At 74.9% G+C, this 19,668-nt stretch carries 17 protein-coding genes; 14 read left to right on the top strand and 3 right to left on the bottom strand.

Features of this window, described 5'->3' with window-relative positions:
* Positions 1-45 precede the first annotated feature (45 nt).
* The 14 genes from ACFW2G_RS08580 (at position 46) to ACFW2G_RS08515 (ending at position 16,246) form a co-directional block, all read left to right on the top strand.
* Entirely contained in the window at positions 46-2,136 is a 2,091-nt protein-coding gene (locus ACFW2G_RS08580; protein WP_384582750.1) for an ATP-binding protein, read from the top strand.
* 217 nt (positions 2,137-2,353) lie between these two features.
* Positions 2,354-3,913: a phage tail sheath family protein gene (locus ACFW2G_RS08575; protein ID WP_384446300.1), complete on the top strand. Its 1,560-nt coding sequence runs from the start codon at positions 2,354-2,356 to the stop codon at positions 3,911-3,913.
* 83 nt (positions 3,914-3,996) lie between these two features.
* Positions 3,997-4,437 (top strand): phage tail protein, encoded by a 441-nt coding sequence (locus ACFW2G_RS08570; protein ID WP_030031999.1) that lies wholly within the window; start codon positions 3,997-3,999, stop codon positions 4,435-4,437.
* A complete protein-coding gene (locus tag ACFW2G_RS08565; protein WP_037918765.1) occupies positions 4,434-4,931 on the top strand; it encodes a zinc-ribbon domain-containing protein in 498 nt (165 codons plus the stop codon). The genes ACFW2G_RS08570 and ACFW2G_RS08565 overlap by 4 nt, the downstream gene beginning before the upstream one ends.
* Positions 4,928-5,086: a DUF6760 family protein gene (locus tag ACFW2G_RS08560; protein WP_167344733.1), complete on the top strand. Its 159-nt coding sequence runs from the start codon at positions 4,928-4,930 to the stop codon at positions 5,084-5,086. Before ACFW2G_RS08565 ends, ACFW2G_RS08560 begins: the two co-directional genes overlap by 4 nt.
* 2,146 nt (positions 5,087-7,232) lie before the next feature.
* Complete coding sequence (locus tag ACFW2G_RS08555) at positions 7,233-8,003, top strand: hypothetical protein (RefSeq protein WP_384582679.1); 771 nt, start codon at positions 7,233-7,235, stop codon at positions 8,001-8,003.
* 37 nt (positions 8,004-8,040) lie between these two features.
* Positions 8,041-8,466: a phage tail protein gene (locus ACFW2G_RS08550; protein WP_030710062.1), complete on the top strand. Its 426-nt coding sequence runs from the start codon at positions 8,041-8,043 to the stop codon at positions 8,464-8,466.
* Between the two features lie 98 nt (positions 8,467-8,564).
* Positions 8,565-9,290 (top strand): LysM peptidoglycan-binding domain-containing protein, encoded by a 726-nt coding sequence (locus ACFW2G_RS08545; RefSeq protein WP_037918754.1) that lies wholly within the window; start codon positions 8,565-8,567, stop codon positions 9,288-9,290.
* Positions 9,287-11,104 carry a VgrG-related protein gene (locus ACFW2G_RS08540; RefSeq protein ID WP_384582676.1) on the top strand — a complete coding sequence of 606 codons (1,818 nt, stop codon included), beginning with the start codon at positions 9,287-9,289 and terminating at the stop codon, positions 11,102-11,104. Before ACFW2G_RS08545 ends, ACFW2G_RS08540 begins: the two co-directional genes overlap by 4 nt.
* A 46-nt stretch (positions 11,105-11,150) precedes the next feature.
* Positions 11,151-11,468 (top strand): PAAR domain-containing protein, encoded by a 318-nt coding sequence (locus ACFW2G_RS08535; protein ID WP_384446292.1) that lies wholly within the window; start codon positions 11,151-11,153, stop codon positions 11,466-11,468.
* Positions 11,468-11,890: a GPW/gp25 family protein gene (locus ACFW2G_RS08530; protein WP_037918745.1), complete on the top strand. Its 423-nt coding sequence runs from the start codon at positions 11,468-11,470 to the stop codon at positions 11,888-11,890. Before ACFW2G_RS08535 ends, ACFW2G_RS08530 begins: the two co-directional genes overlap by 1 nt.
* Complete coding sequence (locus tag ACFW2G_RS08525; RefSeq protein ID WP_384582673.1) at positions 11,890-13,863, top strand: putative baseplate assembly protein; 1,974 nt, start codon at positions 11,890-11,892, stop codon at positions 13,861-13,863. Before ACFW2G_RS08530 ends, ACFW2G_RS08525 begins: the two co-directional genes overlap by 1 nt.
* Positions 13,860-14,495 (top strand): phage tail protein, encoded by a 636-nt coding sequence (locus tag ACFW2G_RS08520; protein ID WP_384582670.1) that lies wholly within the window; start codon positions 13,860-13,862, stop codon positions 14,493-14,495. Before ACFW2G_RS08525 ends, ACFW2G_RS08520 begins: the two co-directional genes overlap by 4 nt.
* A gap of 998 nt (positions 14,496-15,493) precedes the next feature.
* Positions 15,494-16,246, top strand: coding sequence for a zinc ribbon domain-containing protein (locus ACFW2G_RS08515; RefSeq protein WP_384584609.1), 753 nt, complete (start codon positions 15,494-15,496; stop codon positions 16,244-16,246).
* Between the two features lie 8 nt (positions 16,247-16,254).
* Here ACFW2G_RS08515 and ACFW2G_RS08510 read toward each other — a convergent pair whose 3' ends face one another.
* Genes ACFW2G_RS08510 through ACFW2G_RS08500 form a run of 3 tightly spaced genes read right to left on the bottom strand, consistent with a single transcriptional unit; the run spans position 16,255 to position 19,667 of the window.
* A complete protein-coding gene (locus tag ACFW2G_RS08510; RefSeq protein WP_384446284.1) occupies positions 16,255-17,514 on the bottom strand; it encodes an ABC transporter permease in 1,260 nt (419 codons plus the stop codon).
* A complete protein-coding gene (locus tag ACFW2G_RS08505; RefSeq protein ID WP_384584614.1) occupies positions 17,504-18,178 on the bottom strand; it encodes an ABC transporter ATP-binding protein in 675 nt (224 codons plus the stop codon). The genes ACFW2G_RS08510 and ACFW2G_RS08505 overlap by 11 nt, the downstream gene beginning before the upstream one ends.
* Positions 18,171-19,667, bottom strand: a complete 1,497-nt coding sequence (locus ACFW2G_RS08500; protein WP_384584617.1) for a peptidoglycan-binding protein — start codon at positions 19,665-19,667, stop codon at positions 18,171-18,173. Before ACFW2G_RS08500 ends, ACFW2G_RS08505 begins: the two co-directional genes overlap by 8 nt.
* Position 19,668: the final 1 nt, after the last annotated feature.

The raw sequence follows: 19,668 nt of genomic DNA, 5'->3' as shown, positions 1-19,668 counted from the left end.
GCCCCGGGACAGGAACGAGGCCCGGGCCCGGAGCGCGGCGACGGAATCCCGTACCTGTGGGCACGGCTCCGGCTCGTCGAGGAACGGGTCCGGCAGTCCGTGGAGCTCCGGCGAGCCGTCGATCCCGACCCGGACGACCCCTTCCGCGGCCAGTACCTCACGCCCGAGGCCGCCGTCCGGATCCTGGACGAGGAGCGCGGCCCCGGCCTGCCCCTGCCCGCGCCGGTCGACCCGCCGCCGTCCGGCTCACCGCTCGGCATCCTCGTCGCACGCTTCGGGCTGGATCCCCTGGACGTGAATCTGCTGCTGGTCGCGCTGGCCCCGGACCTGGACGCGCGGTTCGAGCGGCTCTACGGCTACCTCAACGACGACCTGACGCGCCGTCGGCCGACGGTGGGACTCGCCCTCGACCTGTGCGGGCACGGCCACTTCTCCGCCGCGCGCTTCCGGCTCTCCCCCGAGGCACCGCTCGTCGCAGGCGGCCTGCTGGAGGTCACCGAGCCCGAACGGCCGCCCCTTTCCCGGGTGCTGGCCGTCCCGGACCGGGTCACCGCCCACCTGCTCGGCGGCACCGCGCCCGACCGGCGACTGGCCGAGGTGCTCGGCCCGGCCGCCGACGACCCGGCCGTCGACCCCGGCGAACTGCACCGGGCCGCCGCAGCGGCCGGGAACGGGACCGGCCACGTCCACCTGCGTACCCGTGGCGGAGACCCCGAGGGCCTGGCCGCCGCGGCACTGCGGGCCCGCGGGCTGCGCCCCCTGGTCCTGGACCCCGTGGCGCTGGCGCACCACGCCGGCGCCCTGCCCCTTCTGGCCCGCGCCGCCGCCCGAGAAGCCAGGCTGCTGGGCGCCGGTGTGCTGCTCGGGCCGCTGGAGGCGCTGCCCGACCAGCCCGGCGAGCGGGCCCACGTCCTGCGCACCCTGTGCGCGGTGCTGCGCGGCATCCCGCTGTTCACGTACGGCACGAGCGGCTGGGAGCCCTCCTGGGCGGCCGCCACCCCCGTCTCCCTGACGGTGGCGGCCCCCTCCCCCGACCGGCAGGCCGTGCGCTGGCGGCACGCGCTGGAACGGGCCGCCGCGGAGCACGGCGGTACGGACGCGGCGGACGCGGGGAGCGGTCCGGACGCGGGGAGCGGTCCGGGCGGGGCGGCGGCCCTCGCCCGGTCCGTGTCCGCGCACCGCCTCGACGCCGGGCAACTGCGGCGCGCCGCAGACACCGCGTCCCGTACCGCCGCTCTCGACGGCCGCCCCGTCTCCCCCGCCGACCTGCGGACCGCCGTACGCGCCCAGAACGGCGCGGGCCTGGCCCGCCTCGCCCGCCGCGTGGAGCCGGCCGTGGGGTGGGACGACCTGGTCCTGCCCGCGCCCACCCACCGCCGGCTGCGTGAGCTCGCGGTGCGTGCCCGCCACCGCGACCAGGTGCTCGGGCAGTGGGGCATGCGGCCCGGCGGAGGGCGCGGGCGCGGGGTGATCGCGCTGTTCGCGGGCTCCTCCGGCACCGGGAAGACCATGTCGGCCGAGGTGGTCGCCGCCGACCTGGGCATGGACCTGTACGTGGTGGACCTGTCCACGGTCGTCGACAAGTACGTCGGCGAGACGGAGAAGAACCTGGAACGCATCTTCACCGAGGCATCGGCCGTGAACGCGGTACTGCTCTTCGACGAGGCCGACGCGATCTTCGGCAAGCGCTCGGACGTGAAGGACTCCCACGACAAGCACGCCAACATGGAGTCGGCCTACCTGCTCCAGCGGATGGAGTCCTTCGACGGCATCGCCATCCTGACCACCAATCTGCGGGCCAACCTCGACGAGGCGTTCACCCGCCGCCTCGACGTGATCGCGGACTTCCCGGTGCCCGACGCCGCACAGCGCCGGGCCCTGTGGGAACGCTGCCTGGGCGACCGGGTGCCCCGGGCCGATGACGTCGACCTCGGCTTCTGCGCCGACCGGTTCGAACTGGCCGGGGGATCCATCCGGGCCTGCGCGGTGACGGCCGCCTACTTCGCGGCAGCGGCCGGGGGGCCACTGACGATGGGCCAGGTGATGACGGCCGTCGCCCAGGAGTACCGCAAGCTCGGACGCCTGGTCCTGGAGGGTGAGTTCGGACCGTACCTGGGGCAGGTCGCGGACGTGTGACCCGTCGGCGGTCCGGACGGACTGTCCGGGCGGACTGTCCGGGCGTCCGGTCCGGACGGACGAGCGGGCGGGCGGGCTGCCTGGACGGCCCGCCGGGAGGAGACCGGAAGGGCAGCGCGCTTGCCCCTGACCAGGCCCGAACGCCCCTGCCGGCGGCCGTCGTCGCGCGGAAGGCTGTGACCGGAACCGATAGCCGATCCGTGTCGAAGGAGCGAGCATGCCGACGTACCTCACCCCGGGCGTGTACGTGGAGGAGGTGCAGTCCGGTGCTCGTCCGATCGAAGGGGTCGGCACCGCCGTCGCCGCGTTCGTCGGGTTCGCCCAGAGCGGGCCCTTCCACGAACCGACGCTGGTCACCAACTGGGACCAGTACGCACAGCACTTCGGTGGCTTCACCGAGGGCTCCTACCTGGCCCACGCGGTCTACGGCTACTTCGCCAACGGCGGCGGCGCCGCGTACGTCGTCCGCATCGGCGGGCCGACCGCCGATGCCTCCGCACCGGCCGCCGCGGGATCGGTACCGCCGCCGCGCGCCGCGCAGCCCGTCGAGCTCGGCGGCTTCCTGATCACGGCACGCCCGGGCATCGCCGGTGTGTCCGTCGAGATCGCCGACGCCGACGGGGACAACCCGCCGGAGGACCGCTTCAAGCTCCTCGTCCGCCAGGGCGAGCAGATCGCCGAGACCTACGAGGCCTCCGCCCGCAAGAACGTCAAGGGCTACCTCGTCACCCAGGCACGCGCCTCGAAGCTGATCGAGGTCACCGAGCAGCGGTCCGCCACCCAGACCCGGCCGGCCGGCCAGACCGTGGCCCTGCCCGACGCGCCGGGCCCCGTGGCGGCCGCGACAGGCCAGGCGGCCGTGTCCCGGCTCGACCCGGCCGAGTACGTCGGCGACGCGGGCGCCCGCACCGGCTTCGCCGGCTTGGAGACCATCGACGAGATCACCATGGTCGCGGTGCCCGACCTGATGAGCGCCTACCAGCGCGGCGAGATCGACGCCGAGGGCGTGCGCACCGTACAGCTCGCGGTGATCTCCCACTGCGAGCAGATGGGCGACCGGGTGGCCGTCCTGGACACCCCGCCCGGCCTGTCCGCGCAGCAGGTACGCACCTGGCGCAACGACGACGCGGGCTACGACTCCCGCTACGCCACCCTCTACTACCCGTGGGTGAAGGTCTTCGACCCCGCCTCCGGCCGCAACACGACCGTCCCGCCGAGCGGCCATGTCGCCGGAGTGTGGGCGCGCAGCGACGCCGAGCGCGGCGTGCACAAGGCCCCCGCCAACGAGGTCATCCGCGGCGCGGTGGACCTGGAACTGCGCCTGAGCAAGGGCGAGCAGGACCTGCTCAACCCGATCGGCGTGAACTGCGTACGCGCCTTCCCCGGCCGCGGCATCCGGATCTGGGGTGCGCGCACCCTCTCCTCCGACCCGGCCTGGCGCTACCTGAACGTGCGCCGCCTCTTCAACTACCTGGAGGAGTCCATCCTCCTGGGCACCCAGTGGGTGGTCTTCGAACCGAACGACGACCGGCTCTGGTCCAGCATCCGGCGCAACGTCACCGCGTTCCTGACTGAGGAGTGGCGCCGCGGCGCGCTGTTCGGCCGCACGGCGGCGGAGGCGTTCTACGTGAAGTGCGACCGGGACAACAACCCGCAGGAGTCGATCGACCAGGGCCGTGTGGTCTGCGAGATCGGTGTGTCGCCCGTGAAGCCCGCCGAGTTCGTGGTGTTCCGGCTGGCCCAGTTCTCCGACAGCACCAGCCTCGTCGACGAGTGACCCTCCGGGGCGGCGGCACCGTCGGCATCCGCAGGGCCGACAGCACCAGCAGCACCAGCAGCAAGGAAAGGTGAAGGACAGTCATGGCAGAGGGCGATGCTCTTTCCACCCATATCTTCGGCGTGCAGCTCGGCGGCTACCTGGTCGAATCGATCCAGGAGATCAGCGGCCTGACCGTCGAGGAAGAGGTCGTCGAAGTCCGCCAGGTCAGCGCGGAGGGCAAGCAGATCATCCGCAAGCAGCCCGGCGCGCGCCAGGCGGGCGAGGTCACGATCACCCGAGGACTCGACAAGAGCAGCGAGTTCACCAAGTGGATCAAGGAGACCCTCAACAACGGAGCGGTCGACACCGCGCGGCAGAACCTCACGATCGAGATCAAGGACTCCACGGGCGCGACCATCCGCCGCATCCAGCTGATGCAGGGCTGGGCCTCTAAGTGGGAGGGCCCCTCCCTCAAGGCCGGCGAGTCCGCCGCGGCCACCGAGTCCGTGACCATCGTGTTCGAGGAGATCATCGTCGAATGAGGCGCCGTACCGTGACCGCGGGCAGCCTGGAGGAGATCCTCCAGGTCACGGCGCCCACCCAAGCCCCGGAGCAGGCGGCGGCGCCCCCGGCCGCCGCCGCTCCGGCCCCCCGTGAGGACCACGGGTTGCGCACGGAGTTCGAGTTCGAACTACCGCGCGGCTACGTGGACGAGGCGGGCACGGTGCACCGGCACGGCTCGATGCGCCTGGCCACCGCACGCGACGAACTCCGCCCGCAGATCGACCTGCGGGTCAAGGAGAACCCGGCCTACCTGAGTGTGGTGCTGCTGAGCCAGGTGATCACCCGGCTTGGGACCATCACCGACGTGCACGCGGGGGTCGTCGAGCGGATGTACGCGACCGACGTGGCGTTCCTCCAGGACTTCTACCGGCGCGTCAACAGCGAGGGCCACACCCGCGCGGCGGTCACCTGCCCGCACTGCGACGGCGGCTTCGAGGTCGACCTCTCCGGTGGGCGCCTGGGGGAATCGTGACGTACGCGCTCCCCCGGCTCCGGGAGGAGATCGCGTACATCGCCTACCACTTCCACTGGCGGCGCGACGAGATCCTCGACCTGACCCACGGCGAGCGCCAGGACTGGGTCACCGAGATAGCTCGAATCAACACCCGTGTGAACGAAGGCGGTTGAGAAAATGGCATGGCGGGACAGGCTGCGTCGACGCGCCGCTGTGCCGGAATCCCTGCCGGAAGCCGCGCCGGACTCCGTGACCGGCGCCGGCACGTCGGCACCGGGTGCGGCGGCGCGGAGCGCTGCCGCACCCGGTGACTGGGACGGCGGCTGGCGGATGACCGCACCGCCCGTGCTGACCGTCTCGCGTTCGGTCACCGGCGTCAGCGACGGACTCGCCTTCCGTTCCGGCCTGGCCGCGTGGCGCAACCCGTCGTTCGACACGGGCCTCGCCCACGGGCTCCTGCCGTCCGCCCCGGCCGGACTCGTCCGCGGGGTCGCCCGCCCCGCCACCGCCCGTCCCACCCACAGCGGCGGCGGGCCGCTGCTGCTCCGGGCGCTGCCCACCGAGCCGACCGAGCCCACCGAACCGGGTGCTGGCCATCAGCCCGAGCAGGCGCGGCCCGTGCGCGAGACCCCGCAGGTCTCGCGCCGCCCCGGGCCGGGCGCCGCCGCACCGGGCCCGGGGCGCCCGGACACCGCACGACCGAAGCCGGGTGCGGACCGTCAGCCGGACGCCTCCGCACCGGGCCCGGTTGTCTCGCGAGCCGGGGCCCGGGGGACCTCGGACCGGACCGCGGCTCCGAAGCCCGCGTCCGGGTCCGGATCCGGGTCCGGGTCCGGGTCCGGGTCCGCGGCGAACGCCGTGTCACCGACCCCCCTACGGCCGCGGGTCAAGGGTTCCGCGGCCGGGTCTGCAGCCGGGACGAGGGGCCTGGTATCCACGCCTTCCGCAGCCGTACCCGAGGCATCCGCGCCCGCGGTGCAGCGGGCCGCCGAGCCCGCCCGGACGGCGCCGCCCACGCCGTTCCCCGTGGTCCGCCGTATCGCCGTGGTCCCCGGGTCTTCCGCCGCCGAAGGCATGTCCGGCCCGCCCGCCCAGCGGACCGCCACCCCCGCACGGGCGGCCGCGGCCCGCCGGCCCGCTCGTACCGGCGAGGAAACTCCCGGCAGCGCCCGCACCCCCGCGGTCCGGCCGCGCCCGGTCGGGCGTACGCTCACCGTCGCCCGCGTCCCTGCCACACCGCAGCGCCGCGTGGCCGCTGTCCGTCCCCCCGCCGTACCCGTGGCCGGCCCAGGTGCGCCGGTCCAGCGGGCGCAGCCCCGCGCCCCGCTCGGCACGCCTCCCACCGAGTCGGCGCCCCCGTCCACACCATCAACGCCCCCGGCACCGGCCGCCGTACCCGCCCTGCCCGTGGTGCAACGCCAGACCGAACCCACCACTGCACCGGCAACACCCACCGGGAGCAACCCGGCACCGGCCGCCGTACCCGCCACGCCCGTCGTACAGCGTGAGGCCGAACCCACCACCGCAAGCACGCCAGCACCGGCACCGGCACCGGCTCCGGCTCCGGCTCCGGCTCCGGAAAGGCCGATGCGCACCCGCGCACCACTCGGCGCACCACTCACCGAACTCCCCCCCACCGCCACACCGACCGCAGCGCGCGACACCAACCCCACCACCGGCCCGGCAGCAACCACCCCCGCCATGCCCACCCTGCAACGCCGACCCGAACCCACCACGGGCAACCCGGCAACGAACGAACCCCCGCACACCCGCGCCCCGCTCGGCACCCCACCCACCGAGACAGCCCCCCGGGCCACACCCACCACCCCCAACGCCGCACCCGCCCTGCCCGTGGTGCAACGCCAGACCGAACCCACCACCGCACCGGCAACACCCACCGCAACCACGCCGGCTCCGGCTCCGGCACCGGCACCGGCACCGGCACCGGAAAAGCCGATGCGCACCCGCGCACCACTCGGCGCACCACTCACCGAACTCCCCCCCACCGCCACACCGACCGCCACGCCCCACACCAACCCCACCACCGGCCCGGCAGCAACCACCCCCGCCATGCCCACCCTGCAACGCACGGCGGACGCGCCTGCCGGGCAGCATCGGTCGGTACCCGCGGATCGGTCCGTGCCGCGCGGACGCCCGGGTCTGGGGGCGCCCCTTCCCGCGCTGCCGCGGAGCGCAGCCGCGCCCCGGGCCGCCGCGCGGCCACAGGCGCCGGCGGTCCACGCGCCCCCGCCGGACGGGGGCGGCTCGCACCGCGGCGGCATCCAGCGGACCACCGCCACCCCGCCTCGCTCGGGCCCCGTGCCGGGTCCGGTCCCGCTCGTCGCCGCCCGAGCCGTCGGCAAGCGGGCGACGCCCGATGCACCCCCGTCCCTCCAGCTGCTGGCGGCGCGGCCCCTCGCCCTCGGCACCCGTGACGTGGCGGGCATGGGCAGCGCGCCGGCCGCCGCCCCTCGGACGGCCGGCCGGCCTGTGGTCCCGGCGCGCTGGTCCGCCCCGTCGGCAACCGCCCCGCAGCAGGTCCAGCGTGCCGCGGCCCCCGCCCCCGGTACGGCCGCCCCCGCCGCCCCCGGCCGAACCGGCCGCTCCACACCGACCGCACCCACCGCACCGGCCGTGCGCCCGGCGCCCGTGTCGGCCGCGGCCCCCGCCAGGACGGCGGCGGCGCTCCTGCCCGTGACCGGCCCGTACACGCCCCCGCTCGTGGTCCAGTCGGCACCCGCCGCTCCGGCCTCCGGTTCCGTGCCGGTCGTACGGCCCGGGGCGCCGGCCCCCACGGCCCTCCCCGGTCCGTCCGCCCCCGGTCCGGCCGCCCCCGCTCCGCCGCCCAGCCCTCCGGCGCCCGGCCCGCCGCCCCCCGTACAGCGCGACACGGGCCGGACCGGTCCCACCGCGACCGCGACCGCGGCCGCCCGACCCGGCGGCGGACGCGAAGCCGCACCCCACGGCGGCGGCGACCTCGATCTGGACGACCTGGCACGACGTCTGCTCGACCCGGTCGCGCGCCTCCTGCGCACCGAGTTGCGGCGCGGCCGGGAACGCGCGGGCCGGCCCTTCGACGGGCGCCGCTGAGAACACTGACGAACGAGAAACGGATGACGACACACCGATGACGGACAACATCTTCGCGACCAGTGTGTTCTTCCGGCTCGCGATCGGCGGCAACGACCTGGGCGCCTTCCACACCTGCTCGGGCATGGGCGCCGAGGTCGAGATGGAGAGTTACGCCGAGGGTGGCAACAACGGCTTCACCTGGCAGCTGCCCGGCCGCGTGACCTGGTCGAACATCACTCTCACCCGGCCCGTCACCGCCGACACGGCGAAGATCGGCCGCTGGCTCGACGAGACACTGCGGCGGGTCGAGCCGAAGGACGGGGAGATCGTGGCGCTGCGGCCCGATCTGAGCCGGATCATCAGCTGGCAGGTGTTCGGGATCGTTCCGGTGCGCTGGCAGGGGCCGTCCTTCGACCCCGCCAACTCGGCCGCGGCCGTGGAGACGTTGGAGATCGCCCACCAGGGGCTACTGCCCTCCTGACCGCCCGCCCCGGCCCCTCCCCCACCCACCCGTCCTCGTACGCCCCGCACCCGCACCAGCCCTCGCCCCCGCCCCCGCCCCGGAAGGAAGTCCACGGCATGGCCTTTTCGGCACGCGCCAGCCGCGCCCGGGCCCAGCTCACCCTCAAGGAGCCCCCGGCCTCCGTCGGAGCCAGGCCCGGCGGGACGATCGCCCGCCTCGACCTGCAGTTCAACCCCTCGACCCTGCAGCTGGGCAAGACCACCGAGTGGCGGCGCTCCCCGTCTCGGATGGCGGGCCAGTCGGCCCTGCCCGAGTTCGTCGGCAGTGGCCCGCGCACGCTGAGCCTGGACGTGTTCCTGGATGCCACCGCCACCCACGACAACTCGGTGGAACAGGCGGTGGAGAAGCTGATGAAGGCATGCGTGCCGACCCCGGCCAGCCTCGGCCGCAAGAAGCCGGCGAGCCCCTGGGTGCGCTTCGAGTGGGGCAGCGCGCGGACGACGTCGTTCGACGGGGTCCTGTCGAACCTGTCGGTGTCGTACACGCTCTTCGACGTGGACGGGAAGCCGCTGCGGGCCACCTGCTCGCTGTCCATCGAGGAGGCGAGCGTGGACCCGCCCGGTCAGAACCCGACCTCCGGCTCGCGTACCGCCCGCAGCACCCACACCGTGGTGGCGGGCGACAGCCTGGCCATGCTGGCCTGGCGCGAGTACGGCGATGCGACGGCCTGGCGGGCCATCGCGGAGGCGAACGGCATCGACGACCCGATGGCACTCGTCCCCGGCACCGAGATCGTCGTGCCGGCCACACGGGACCGGCACGGCGAGGAGGAACAGCGGTGAGCGGGTCGGAGTCGGGGGGCCGGTCGTTCGCGGCCGACCCCATCGTGGAAGCCCCAGGCGAACTGCCGCAGATCTGGACGGCGCAACTGGTCAGCTGCGTGGTCGACGAGAACGTGGGCCTGCCCGACACGGCGGTGCTCACCTACCGCGACCCCGACCACGAGTTCCTGCGCGCCACCGGCATCACCATCGGCACCCCGCTGCGGGTGTCGGTGGCGACCGTGAAGGGGCAGGCCCGGGAGCGGCTGTTCAACGGCGAGGTCACGGCCCTGGAGATCGACCGGGACCGCACCGGCTCGTTCACCGTCGTACGCGCCTACTCCACGGCGCACCGCCTCCAGCGCGGCCGCAAGGTCGTCGCCTACCGGAACATGACGGCCGCCGCCATCGTCCGCAAGGTGGCCGCCGGAGCCGGCCTGGCCGTCGGGAAGGTGGAGGCCGCGCCGGTCACGTACCAGCAGCTGTCCCAGGCGAACGTCTCGGACTGGGACTTCCTGCAGTTCCTCGCCGGTGAGAGCGGCGCACAGGTACGCGTCGACGACAACGGCGTGCTCCAGTTCACCCGGCCCGTGCAGGCGTCCGGTGCGCCCTCCCCGTCGACGTCGGCGGTGCGCGACCCGATGGTCCTGGAGTACGGACGCAACCTCCTCGCCCTGCGGGCCGCCCTGTCGGCGGCCGACGGCGCCTCGAAGGTGCAGGTACGCGGCTGGGACGTGACCACGAAGCGGCCGCTCGTCGCCGAGCAGCCGTCCGTGGTCAGCGACACGGTGGTGCCGGGCCTCGCCCCGCAGTCCGCCACCCGCTTCGGGGCGGCGTCCGTGTCCGTCACCGACACCCCGTACCGCACACAGGCCGAGACGACGGCGGTCGCGAAGGCGGCTGCGGCCCAGATCAGCTCCGGCTTCGGCGAGCTGGAAGCGGTGGCCGAGGGCAACCCGCTGCTGCGCGCCGGCAAGCCGGTCGCGCTCGGCAACGTCGGGCAGGCGTTCTCCGGCCGGTACACGGCGACGGCCGTCCAGCACGTCCTGGAGCCGCACGGCGGCTTCCGCTCGACGGTGTGGGTCAGCGCCAGCCCGGACCGCTCCCTGACCGGTCTGGTCACCGGTGCGAACGCGCCGGGCCGCGGGCCGCGCATACCCGGTCTGGCGATCGGCGTGGTGACGGACGTGCGCGAGCCGAACGGCTCCCAGCGCGGCGCGGTCCGGCTGAAGTTCCCCTGGCTGGACGACACATACGTCTCCGACTGGGTCCGTACCGTCCAGTGGGGCGGCAAGGGCGGCGGCGGGGTGGTCAGCCCGGAGGTCAACGACGAGGTACTGGTCGGCTTCGAGCAGGGCCTGCTCGACAGCCCGTACGTCATCGGCGGCCTCTACAACGGCGTCGACGAGCCCTCGCCGCACGACGTACCGCTGGTCGACGCGACGAGCGGCAAGGTCAACCGGCGCTCGATCGTCTCGCGTTCGGGCCACCGGGTGGAACTGCTGGACGCGGCGGCGCCCGGCCCGTCCGGGCTGCGGCTGGTGACCGGGGACGAACGGCTCGAAGTACGCATGGACGACCGCCGGGACCGGATCGAGGTCACCGTGTACGCGGGCCGGGGCCGTCCCGCGACCTCCGTCCTCATGGACAAGGACGGCATCACCCTCGACGCCCGGCAGGGCACCGTGAAGGTGTCCGGCCGCCAGGTGGACATCGACGGCACCGCCGGGGTCAGCATCGGCGGCCGGTCGGTGAAGGTCTCCGGAACCTCGGACGTCACGGTCGACGGCGGCCTGCTCGCCGTCCTCAAGGCCCGCCTCATCCGTATCAACTGACCCCGCAGCCCCCTACACACCGACCGCCGTCCCCGAGGAGCACCCGATGCCAGCCGCAGCCCGTACCGGCGACCCCACCAACCACGGTGGCCGGCTCGCCACTCCGCCGCCCGGCGCCGCCGCGGCGGTGGCCACGGTGCTGATCGGCGGCCGGCCCGCCGCCGTCGTGGGCAGCCTGCACGTCTGCGTGGTCCCGCCGCACGCCGCCCTCGGACCGGCCAACGTGGTCATGCCGAACCCGACGGCCCTCGCCTCGGGGACGGTCCTCATCGGGGGACTGCCCGCCGCACGCGCCCGCGACCAGACCGCGTGCGGCGCGATGGTCCTCACCGGCGCCCCGGACGTCCTGATCGGAGGCGTGTGATGAGCGAACGGTTCATCGGACGCGGCTGGGCCTTCCCCCTGCGCGTCGGCCCGACCGGCGGGATCGCCATGGTCGAACGCGAACGCGAGCTGGAAGAGGCCATCCGCCTCGTGCTGGGCACCGCGCCCGGCGAACGGCCCATGCGGCCCGAATTCGGCTGTGGCATCCACGAGTACGTGTTCGCCCCCGGCGACGGCGACACCGCCGGCCGGATCGCCCAGCAGGTGCGCGAAGCACTGGAACGCTGGGAGCCCCGGATCACGGTCGACGACGTCGCCGTCGCCTTCGACTCCGTCGAGGCGGGCACCCTCTACATCGATGTGCACTACACGGTGCGCACCACCAACGACCGGCGCAACCTGGTCTTTCCCTTCTACACGATCCCCTCCGAGGAGGGGGCCGAGGAAATGGTCGCGGACTGATGGCCCTGCCCTCCCCCAACCTGGACGACCGACGGTTCCAGCAGCTCGTCGACGAGGCGAAGCGGTACGTGCAGCAGCGCGCCCCGGAGTGGACCGACCACAACGTCTCCGACCCGGGCGTCACCCTCATCGAGACGTTCGCCTACCTCGTGGACCAGCTGCTGTACCGGCTCAACCGGGTCCCGGACAAGAACTACCTGGCGTTCCTGGACCTGTTGGGAATCCGGCTGTACCCGCCGTCGGCCGCCACCGCCGACGTCGACTTCTGGCTGTCGGCCCCCCAGCCCGACACCGTCACCCTGCCCGCGGGCACCGAGGTGACGACCGAGGTGGCGACCGCGGCCGGCGACACCGAGGAGGCCGTGGTCTTCGCCACCACCGACGACCTGCGGATCCTGCCCAGCGAGCTGACGAAGCTGGTCACCGCGCCCCGCACCGGTGAACCGGCCGACCGGACCGGCACACTTGCCGAAGGCCGCGACATACCCTGCTTCCAGGCCGTGCCCGAACCAGGCGACGCCCTGCTCTTCGGACTGCCCACGGCGGTGCCACGCTGCGTCGTCGCGGTGCGCCTGGACAGCCGCGTCGAGGGCGTCGGCGTCGACCCGCGCCAGCCCCCGCTGGTGTGGGAGGCGTGGAACGGCGGCCGGTGGCAGCGCTGCGCCACGGACTCCGACAGCACCGGCGGCCTCAACCGGCCCGGCGAGATCATCGTGTACGTCCCGGCCGGGCACACCACCTCGGTGATCAGCGGGACCCGCGCGGGCTGGCTGCGCTGCCGGGTCACCGAACCCGAACCCGGCCAGCCCTTCTACTCCGAGTCCCCGACCGTGCGCGAAGCCGCCGTCTTCACCGTCGGCGGCACCATGACGGTGGAGCACGCCGAACGCGTGCGGGACGTACCGCTCGGCGCGTCGGAGGGCGTCGCGGGACAGAGCTTCCGGCTCGGGCGCCCGCCCGTGCTGCTCGACGGGGAACCGCCGGTGGTGGAGGTGTCCTCCCCCGAGGGCTGGCAGCGCTGGGAGGTCGTCGAGCACTTCGGCCGCTCCGGTCCTGACGACCGGCACGTCCGCGTCGACGCCACCACCGGCGAGTTCACCTTCCCGCCGGTGCTGCGCGAGGCCGACGGCAGCCTGCGCGCCTGCGGCGCCGTACCGCCCAAGGGCTCCCACATCCGGGTGGCCGGTTACCGCACCGGCGGCGGCCCGGCGGGCAACGTCTCGCGCGGTGCGATCTCCGTGCTGCGCAGCTCGGTCCCCTACATCGCCCGGGTCGTCAACCGGGAGGCGGCACGCGGCGGCGTCGCCGGGGAGACCGTCGACAACGCCAAACTGCGCGCCCCGGAGGCGCTGCGCATGCAGGAACGCGCGGTGACCGCCGAGGACTACGAGATCATCGCCCGCCGGACGGCGCCCTCGGTGCGCCGGGTGCGCTGCCTGCCCGCCGCCGACGGCGACCGCGGCGCGGGTTCGGTCCGCGTCCTCGTCGTCCCGGACGCGGTCGCCGACGAGGACGACCGGCTCCGCTTCGAGCAGCTCATCCCGTCCGATCAGGTCCTCGCCGCAATCACCGCGGCCCTCGACGAACGGCGCCTGATCGGCACCGGCCTCGTCGTCGAACCGCCCGTCTACCAGGGCGTCACCGTCGTCGCCCGACTGTCGGCGCCGGCCGCCGACGCCGACCGGGTGCGCGACGCGGCGCTCGCCGCGCTGTTCCGCCACCTCAACCCGCTGCACGGCGGACCCGACGGCACGGGCTGGCCGTTCGGCCGGCCCGTGCAGTACGGCGAGGTGTTCGGCGTCCTGCAACGCGCCGTCGGGGACGTCCTGGTGGAGGAGATCCGGCTGTTCGCCGCCGACCCGATCACCGGTCGGCGCGGCGCCCCGGTCGACCGCATCGACATCGGCGCGGGCACGCTCGTCTTCTCCTACCAGCACCAGGTCGTCGTGACGGAACCCGAGGTGCACGGATGAGCCGCGCCGCCGTGCCCGGCCTGCCCAGCCGGCACCCGATCGGCGAGCAGTTGCCCGCGCTCTACGCCGACGACGACTTCGCCCAGCGGTTCACCGCGGGCCTGGACACGGTCCTGGCCCCGGTGTTCACGACTCTCGACAGCCTGCCCGCATACTTCGACCCCCGGCTCGCCCCGGCCGACTTCCTGTCCTGGCTGGCCTCCTGGGTCGGCGGCGCGGACGACCCCGACTGGCCGCCCGCGCTGCGGCGCGAGGCGGTGGCCCGCGCGGTGGAACTGCACCGGTGGCGCGGCACCCGGCGCGGTCTGGTCGAGGCCCTGCGCCTGGTGCTGGGCCTGTCCGCCGAGGTCAGCGGGGACGGCGCGGCCGTCTGGTCCCGCACGGCCGGCACCGAACCGAACCCCGCGGTGGCCGGCGAGGTCCTCGTACGGGTCTGGCCGCGCGGCACGGAGGGCGCGGAAGGCACGGAGGGCGCGGAAGGCACGGAGGGCGCGGAGGGCGCGGAGAGCACGGAGGGGACGCACGGCGTGGACGCCGACCGGGTCCGCGCCCTCGTCCGCAGCCTGTGCCCCGTGCACACGGTCTGCCGGGTGGAGATCCTGTCCGGCCCGCCCGCGCCCGAAGGGAGCTGACGGCAATGCGCCCGTGTCCCGCGTGCGGGGCGTCCAACGCCCCGACGGAAGACTTCTGCACCAACTGCGGCTCGTACCTGAACTGGTCCTCCCCGGCCCGCACCCCGGCCCGGGAGAACACCCCCGACGACGTCACCCCCAACGACGTCCCCCCAGGCCCCGGCACGCCTCCCGCACCCCGCCGGGAAGGCCCTCCTCCGGGTACGCCGCCCCTGGGCGGAACGCCTCACGAGACCCCGCCCGGGACGGGCCGGGAAGGCGCGGGGCGGCCGGTCACCGACACTCCTCGGGCCGGCGCGCCCCGGCAGGGCGAGCCACAGGAGGACACGGTCCAGGAGGCCCCGGTCCAGGAGGACACGGTCCGGGGCGCCGCGCCCCGAGAAGGCACCCCGCAGGACGGCGGCGCACTCCCGGCCGGCCCCCCGGGCATGGCAGGGGAGGCCGCGGCCCCGGGACGCCCGCCCCAGACCGGCGAGGTCGAGGAGCGCACGGCCCGAAGCGACACCCCCGACGGGAGCGCGCCCCGGGAGGGCTCCCCGCAGGACGAAGCGCCGTCCCGGCAGGACACGACCGAGGTCGGCGGCGCCCGGGATGCCGCCTGCGAAGACCGGACGTCCCAGCGGGGAACGGTCCCGGAACGGGACTCCGCCCGGACGGCCACCGGGGCAGAATCCGGTCTGGAATCCGGTCTGGAATCCGGCTCTCGCGCGGTGCCCGCGCGCGGTGTCGCGGATCGGTGGTTGTCCTGGCTGCGCAGGAGGCCCGACCGGTCTGCACCCGCCGGGACCAGATCCCACCGGGCCGGTTTCACCGGTTCCGACCAGGCCGGTTCCGCCGGGGCGGCGGGACCGGCCCGCGACCAGGACGGGGCGGCCGGGCCCGCCCGGGTTGCTCCGGCGCGGCCGACTCCGCCCGCGCCGCGGCCCCCCGCGCCCCCCGCGCCCCCCGCGCCCCCCGCGCCCCCCGCGGCAGCGTCACCGGCTCCGGTGCTGCCCGCCGTGCCGGTCGCGCCGCGCCCCGTCGTACGGCCCCTCGCAGCCGGCGACGACGTCGCCGGCGTGCCGTGCCCGGCCTGCGGCACCGCCAACCCGCCCGGCCGTCGTTTCTGCCGCCGCTGTGCGTCGCCGCTGGCGCCCTCCCCCACCGCCGCGCCCCTCCCGTGGTGGCGCACGGTCTGGCCGCTGCGCCGCCGGGCCCGCGCCGGCTCCGGACGGATGACCCGCTTCCTGGTGGTCCTGGCCGTCGTACTGGCCCTGTGCGCGGCCGGTTTCCTGCTGTTGCCCGCCGGACGGCACCTGGTGGAGGACACCCTGGACAAGCTCGGCAAGGCCAAGGCGGTGACGCCCACCCGCGCCGAGGCCAGCGCCGAGCTGCCCGGCCACCCGGTGACCCAGAGCACGGACGGGCTCAGCAACCGCTACTGGGGCGTGCCCGGCCCCGGCGCCTCGGTGACGTACACCTTCGGCACGCCGTTCCGGCTCGTCGACGTCATCGTCACCAACGGTGCCTCGACGGCACCCGAGGAGTACGCCAAGCAGGGACGCGCACTGCGCATCGACCTGGAGGTGACGGACCGGGACGGTGCCACGGTCCACGAGGAGCTGGCCCTCAGCGACAAACCGGGCCCCCAGACGTTCCCCCTCGGCATCAGCCACGCCACGACGGTCCGGCTGACCCTCCGGGAACCCGCCGGCCCGGACCCACAGGGCCCCCTCGCCCTCGCGGAGGTGGAGTTCTTCCAGCGCGACTGACGCCCGGCCTAAACGCCCGCCCGGAGCGTCTCGGCGGGCAGGATGCGGGCGGCCGCCAGGGCCGGGTACAGCCCTGCGGCCAGCCCCACCAAGAGGCCCACCAGCGGGCCTGCCGTCGTGAGGGCGGGGTCGAGGACCACCAGCCAGTCCTTGGCCAGGCAGGTCAGAGCGGTGATCTGGATGCCCAGTACCGTGCCGACGACCCCGCCGGCGAGCCCGACCAGACCGCTCTCGATGCAGAACTGCCCGGCGACGGCCCGCCGGGAGGCGCCCAGGGCCCGGCGCAGGCCGATCTCGGAGCGCCGCTCCAGTACGGACACGTAGGCGGTGTTGCTGACACCGAGCGCCCCCACGCCGAGGGAGACGGCGGCCAGCCCGAGGAACAGGGCCCGGGTCTGCGACTCGACGCCCTGGCGGAGGGACCGGGGGTCCGGTGGCACCAGAGCGACGAGCTTGTCCGGGGCACCCGGGGCCAGGGCGAAGGGGGCCTCGGCGCCGATCTGGTCGGCGGCGCCGAGATCCGTACGGATGATCATTTCCGCCGGGGCGAAGCCCAGCCCGGCCGGGTCCTGGAGGGCGGCCCAGTAGGGGACGATCACGGAGCCGGTGAGGTCGGTGTCGCCGGGGGGAGCCCGGAAGACGCCGAGCACGCTGAACGCGACGCCGTTGACGTGGATCACGGAGTTGCCGGCGCCGTCGCCGACGGTCAGCCGGGACGCGGCGGCCGTGTCGATCAGGGCCACGCGCTCCCGCCGGGCATCGTGCCCGGTGTCGAACAACCGGCCTTGCGTGAGTTCGGCCGACATGGCCGACAGCGCGTCGGGCTGCGCCGCCAGGACCGTGCCCTCGGGCAGGTCGTTCGACGTGTCCGACGGCAGCCGGGAGACCACCGGCCGTTCACCGGCCTTGCTGACGAGGCCCGCGGCGCGGACCCCGTTGAGTCCCCGTACCCGCTGGGTGTCGCCGCCGTCGGGCCGCGGCCGGATACCGGCGACTTCTTCCGACGGGTACTTGACGGTCACCCGGGTCGCCTTGAGGGCGTCGAACTGGTCGGAGACGGCGCCGGCCGCGCTGGCGGTGATGCCCAGGGTGGCGAGTGCCGCGGCCAGCCCCACGGAGATGCCCACCATCGTCAGCAGGGTGCGGAACCGGCGGCCGAAGAGCGCGAGGAACGCCTGAACGAGCAGGTCCGCGGCGGACGTGCGGGGAGCCGCCGTCCCCACCGCGCCCGTCCCACGCCTCTCACGCCTCCCCCTGCTACGCGACATGGCCGTCCACCACCTTGAAGACGCGGTCGGCGCGGGCCGCCACGTCGGGTTCGTGGGTGACGACGACGACGGCCCGGTCCTGCGCCACCAGTCCGGTCAGCAGGTCCATGACGCGGGCCGAGTTGGCGGTGTCCAGGTTGCCGGTGGGCTCGTCGCACAGCACGACGGCGGGCCGGTGGACGATCGCCCGAGCGACCGCGACCCGCTGCCGCTCCCCGCCGGACAGGGTGGTGGGCCTGACCTCCAGTCGGTGCCCGAGGCCGACGGATTCCAGGGCGGCCACGGCCTGGGGCCGCCGTCGGGCACGGGGCACGCCGAGGTGCACGAGGGGGAGGGCGACGTTCTGGACGCAGGTCAGGTGCGGGACCAGGTGGAAGGCCTGGAAGACGAAGCCGAGCGTCGAGGCCCGCAGCGCGGTGCGGGCCCGTTCGGACAGGTCGGTGGTGTCCTGGCCCTCCAGCCGGTAGCTGCCGCGGGTGGGGACGTCGAGCAGGCCGAGCACGCTCAGCAGCGTGGACTTCCCCGAACCGGAGGGGCCGACGATGGCGGCCAGCCGGCCCGGCAGGATGTCGAGCGTGACGTCGGTCAGCGCGTGCACGGGCGGCGGCCCCGGGTACGTCTTCGCGATGCCGGCCATCTCGATGACGGGGGCCGGGTCAGCCATCGGAGCCCCCTTCGGAGCCGTCCGCCGCCCCTCCGCGGCGCACCAGGACGACCGTCTCGCCCGCGCCGAGATTCGCGTCGAGCGCGTTGACCGCGGAGAGGCCCTCGTGGGTGAACAGCACCTCGACGGGGACGTTGCGCTCCTTGCCGTTCTCGGTAACGGTGACCGTGGACGAGCCGCCGAGGTCGGTCCAGACCGCCGATACGGGAACGGTCAGCGCGCCCTGGGGGCTGCGCCGCAGTTCGACGGCGATCCGCTGGGACGCCCCCTCCTCGGCCTCCGCACCGCTGGGGACGAACAGCGCCTCGTGCCGGCCCGTGTCACCGCCGCCGGAGCCCCCGCCCGCGGTACCGGCGCCGGCGCCGGACGTGCTCCCGCCGTCCGGTCCGCCGGTCTTCGTGTTCCCCTGATGATCGCCGTTTCCGGCGTCGGGGGGTCCGGCGAGGGAGCCCAGGCTGCCCTCCCGGCCTTCGTAGGGGCCGGTGCCGAAGCGGATGACCGCGTCGCTCGGCAGATCGCGCAGCCGGGCGCGCTGGTCCGCGGTGAGGGACGCCCGCACCTGGCGGCCGCCGCTGCCGAGGACGACGAGCGGCTTGTCGGCCGCGTCGCCCACCGCCGCGGTGACCTGGACCACCGTGGCGGGCAGGGTGCTGACGTACGCGACCTCCGCGGCCGGCAGCACTTCTCCGGGTGTGCCGGGTCCGGAAGCAGGCGGTGCGGCGGCGCGGCGGGTGGGCGCCGGACTCGCGGCTCCGCCCGCGGCGGGGGCCGCGCCCGTGCCGCCGTCGGTCTCCGCGCCGCCGCGGGGGGCGGCGGCGCCGGCGGCCGTGCCCGAAGGGGCACTCCCGCCACCGCTCCCGCCACCACTCGCGCCGGCGACCTGACTCGGCCCCTCCCCGGAAGGCGCCTCGTACCCGGCTGCCGCGTACAGCTTGCGCACCGCCTCGACGGTGGCCTGCCCGTACGTACCGTTCACCGCGGTCCCGTACAACGGTTTCAGGGCGCGCTGCAGTTGCTGCACGTCCGGACCCTTGTCGCCCGCCTTCAGATCTCGGTACGCGGGGAAGCGCCCCGGGAGGAGCAGGACCGGGCGGCCCGACACCTCGGCGACGACCGCGCCGGCCTTGAGGCTCTTGCCCGAGGCCGCGGGCAGGGCCGTCACGACCGCCCGGCTGGTGCCCTGCGGCTGGACGCCGGTGATGGTGGTCCGGGAGGCCGTCTCGACCTTCCCGGTCAGTTCCATCGTCTCGACGAGCTGCCGGTCGGAGACCTTCCCCGTGATCCGGGAGGGCGGCGGCGCCGCGGCGTTCGAGGCACGCTGCTCGGGCGTTCTGGCCTGGGACGCGATCCACCAGACGGATCCGGAACTTCCGAACAGCACGATGACGACGGCGGCGATGACCAGGCCCCGCCTGGACCTGTGCCGGGCCCGCCCGCCGGACGGCTCGGCCGCCGCCCGGGCCCCTGCGGGGCGTTCGAGGCTCGTCACG

This window comes from Streptomyces sp. NPDC058880, from assembly GCF_042742535.1.
Lineage (GTDB): Bacteria > Actinomycetota > Actinomycetes > Streptomycetales > Streptomycetaceae > Streptomyces.
Note: the sequence above shows the minus strand (reverse complement) of the source record. Positions and strands in the feature narration are given on the sequence as shown.

Excerpts from the sequence above, each read along its gene's own strand:
- ACFW2G_RS08575 (WP_384446300.1), top strand. The coding sequence starts at position 2,354 with ATGCCGACGTACCTCACCCCGGGCGTGTACGTGGAGGAGGTGCAGTCC.
- ACFW2G_RS08570 (WP_030031999.1), top strand. The coding sequence starts at position 3,997 with ATGGCAGAGGGCGATGCTCTTTCCACCCATATCTTCGGCGTGCAGCTC.
- ACFW2G_RS08565 (WP_037918765.1), top strand. The coding sequence starts at position 4,434 with ATGAGGCGCCGTACCGTGACCGCGGGCAGCCTGGAGGAGATCCTCCAG.
- ACFW2G_RS08550 (WP_030710062.1), top strand. The coding sequence starts at position 8,041 with ATGACGGACAACATCTTCGCGACCAGTGTGTTCTTCCGGCTCGCGATC.
- ACFW2G_RS08545 (WP_037918754.1), top strand. The coding sequence starts at position 8,565 with ATGGCCTTTTCGGCACGCGCCAGCCGCGCCCGGGCCCAGCTCACCCTC.
- ACFW2G_RS08535 (WP_384446292.1), top strand. The coding sequence starts at position 11,151 with ATGCCAGCCGCAGCCCGTACCGGCGACCCCACCAACCACGGTGGCCGG.
- ACFW2G_RS08530 (WP_037918745.1), top strand. The coding sequence starts at position 11,468 with ATGAGCGAACGGTTCATCGGACGCGGCTGGGCCTTCCCCCTGCGCGTC.
- ACFW2G_RS08525 (WP_384582673.1), top strand. The coding sequence starts at position 11,890 with ATGGCCCTGCCCTCCCCCAACCTGGACGACCGACGGTTCCAGCAGCTC.
- ACFW2G_RS08520 (WP_384582670.1), top strand. The coding sequence starts at position 13,860 with ATGAGCCGCGCCGCCGTGCCCGGCCTGCCCAGCCGGCACCCGATCGGC.
- ACFW2G_RS08510 (WP_384446284.1), bottom strand. The coding sequence starts at position 17,514 with ATGTCGCGTAGCAGGGGGAGGCGTGAGAGGCGTGGGACGGGCGCGGTG.
- ACFW2G_RS08505 (WP_384584614.1), bottom strand. The coding sequence starts at position 18,178 with ATGGCTGACCCGGCCCCCGTCATCGAGATGGCCGGCATCGCGAAGACG.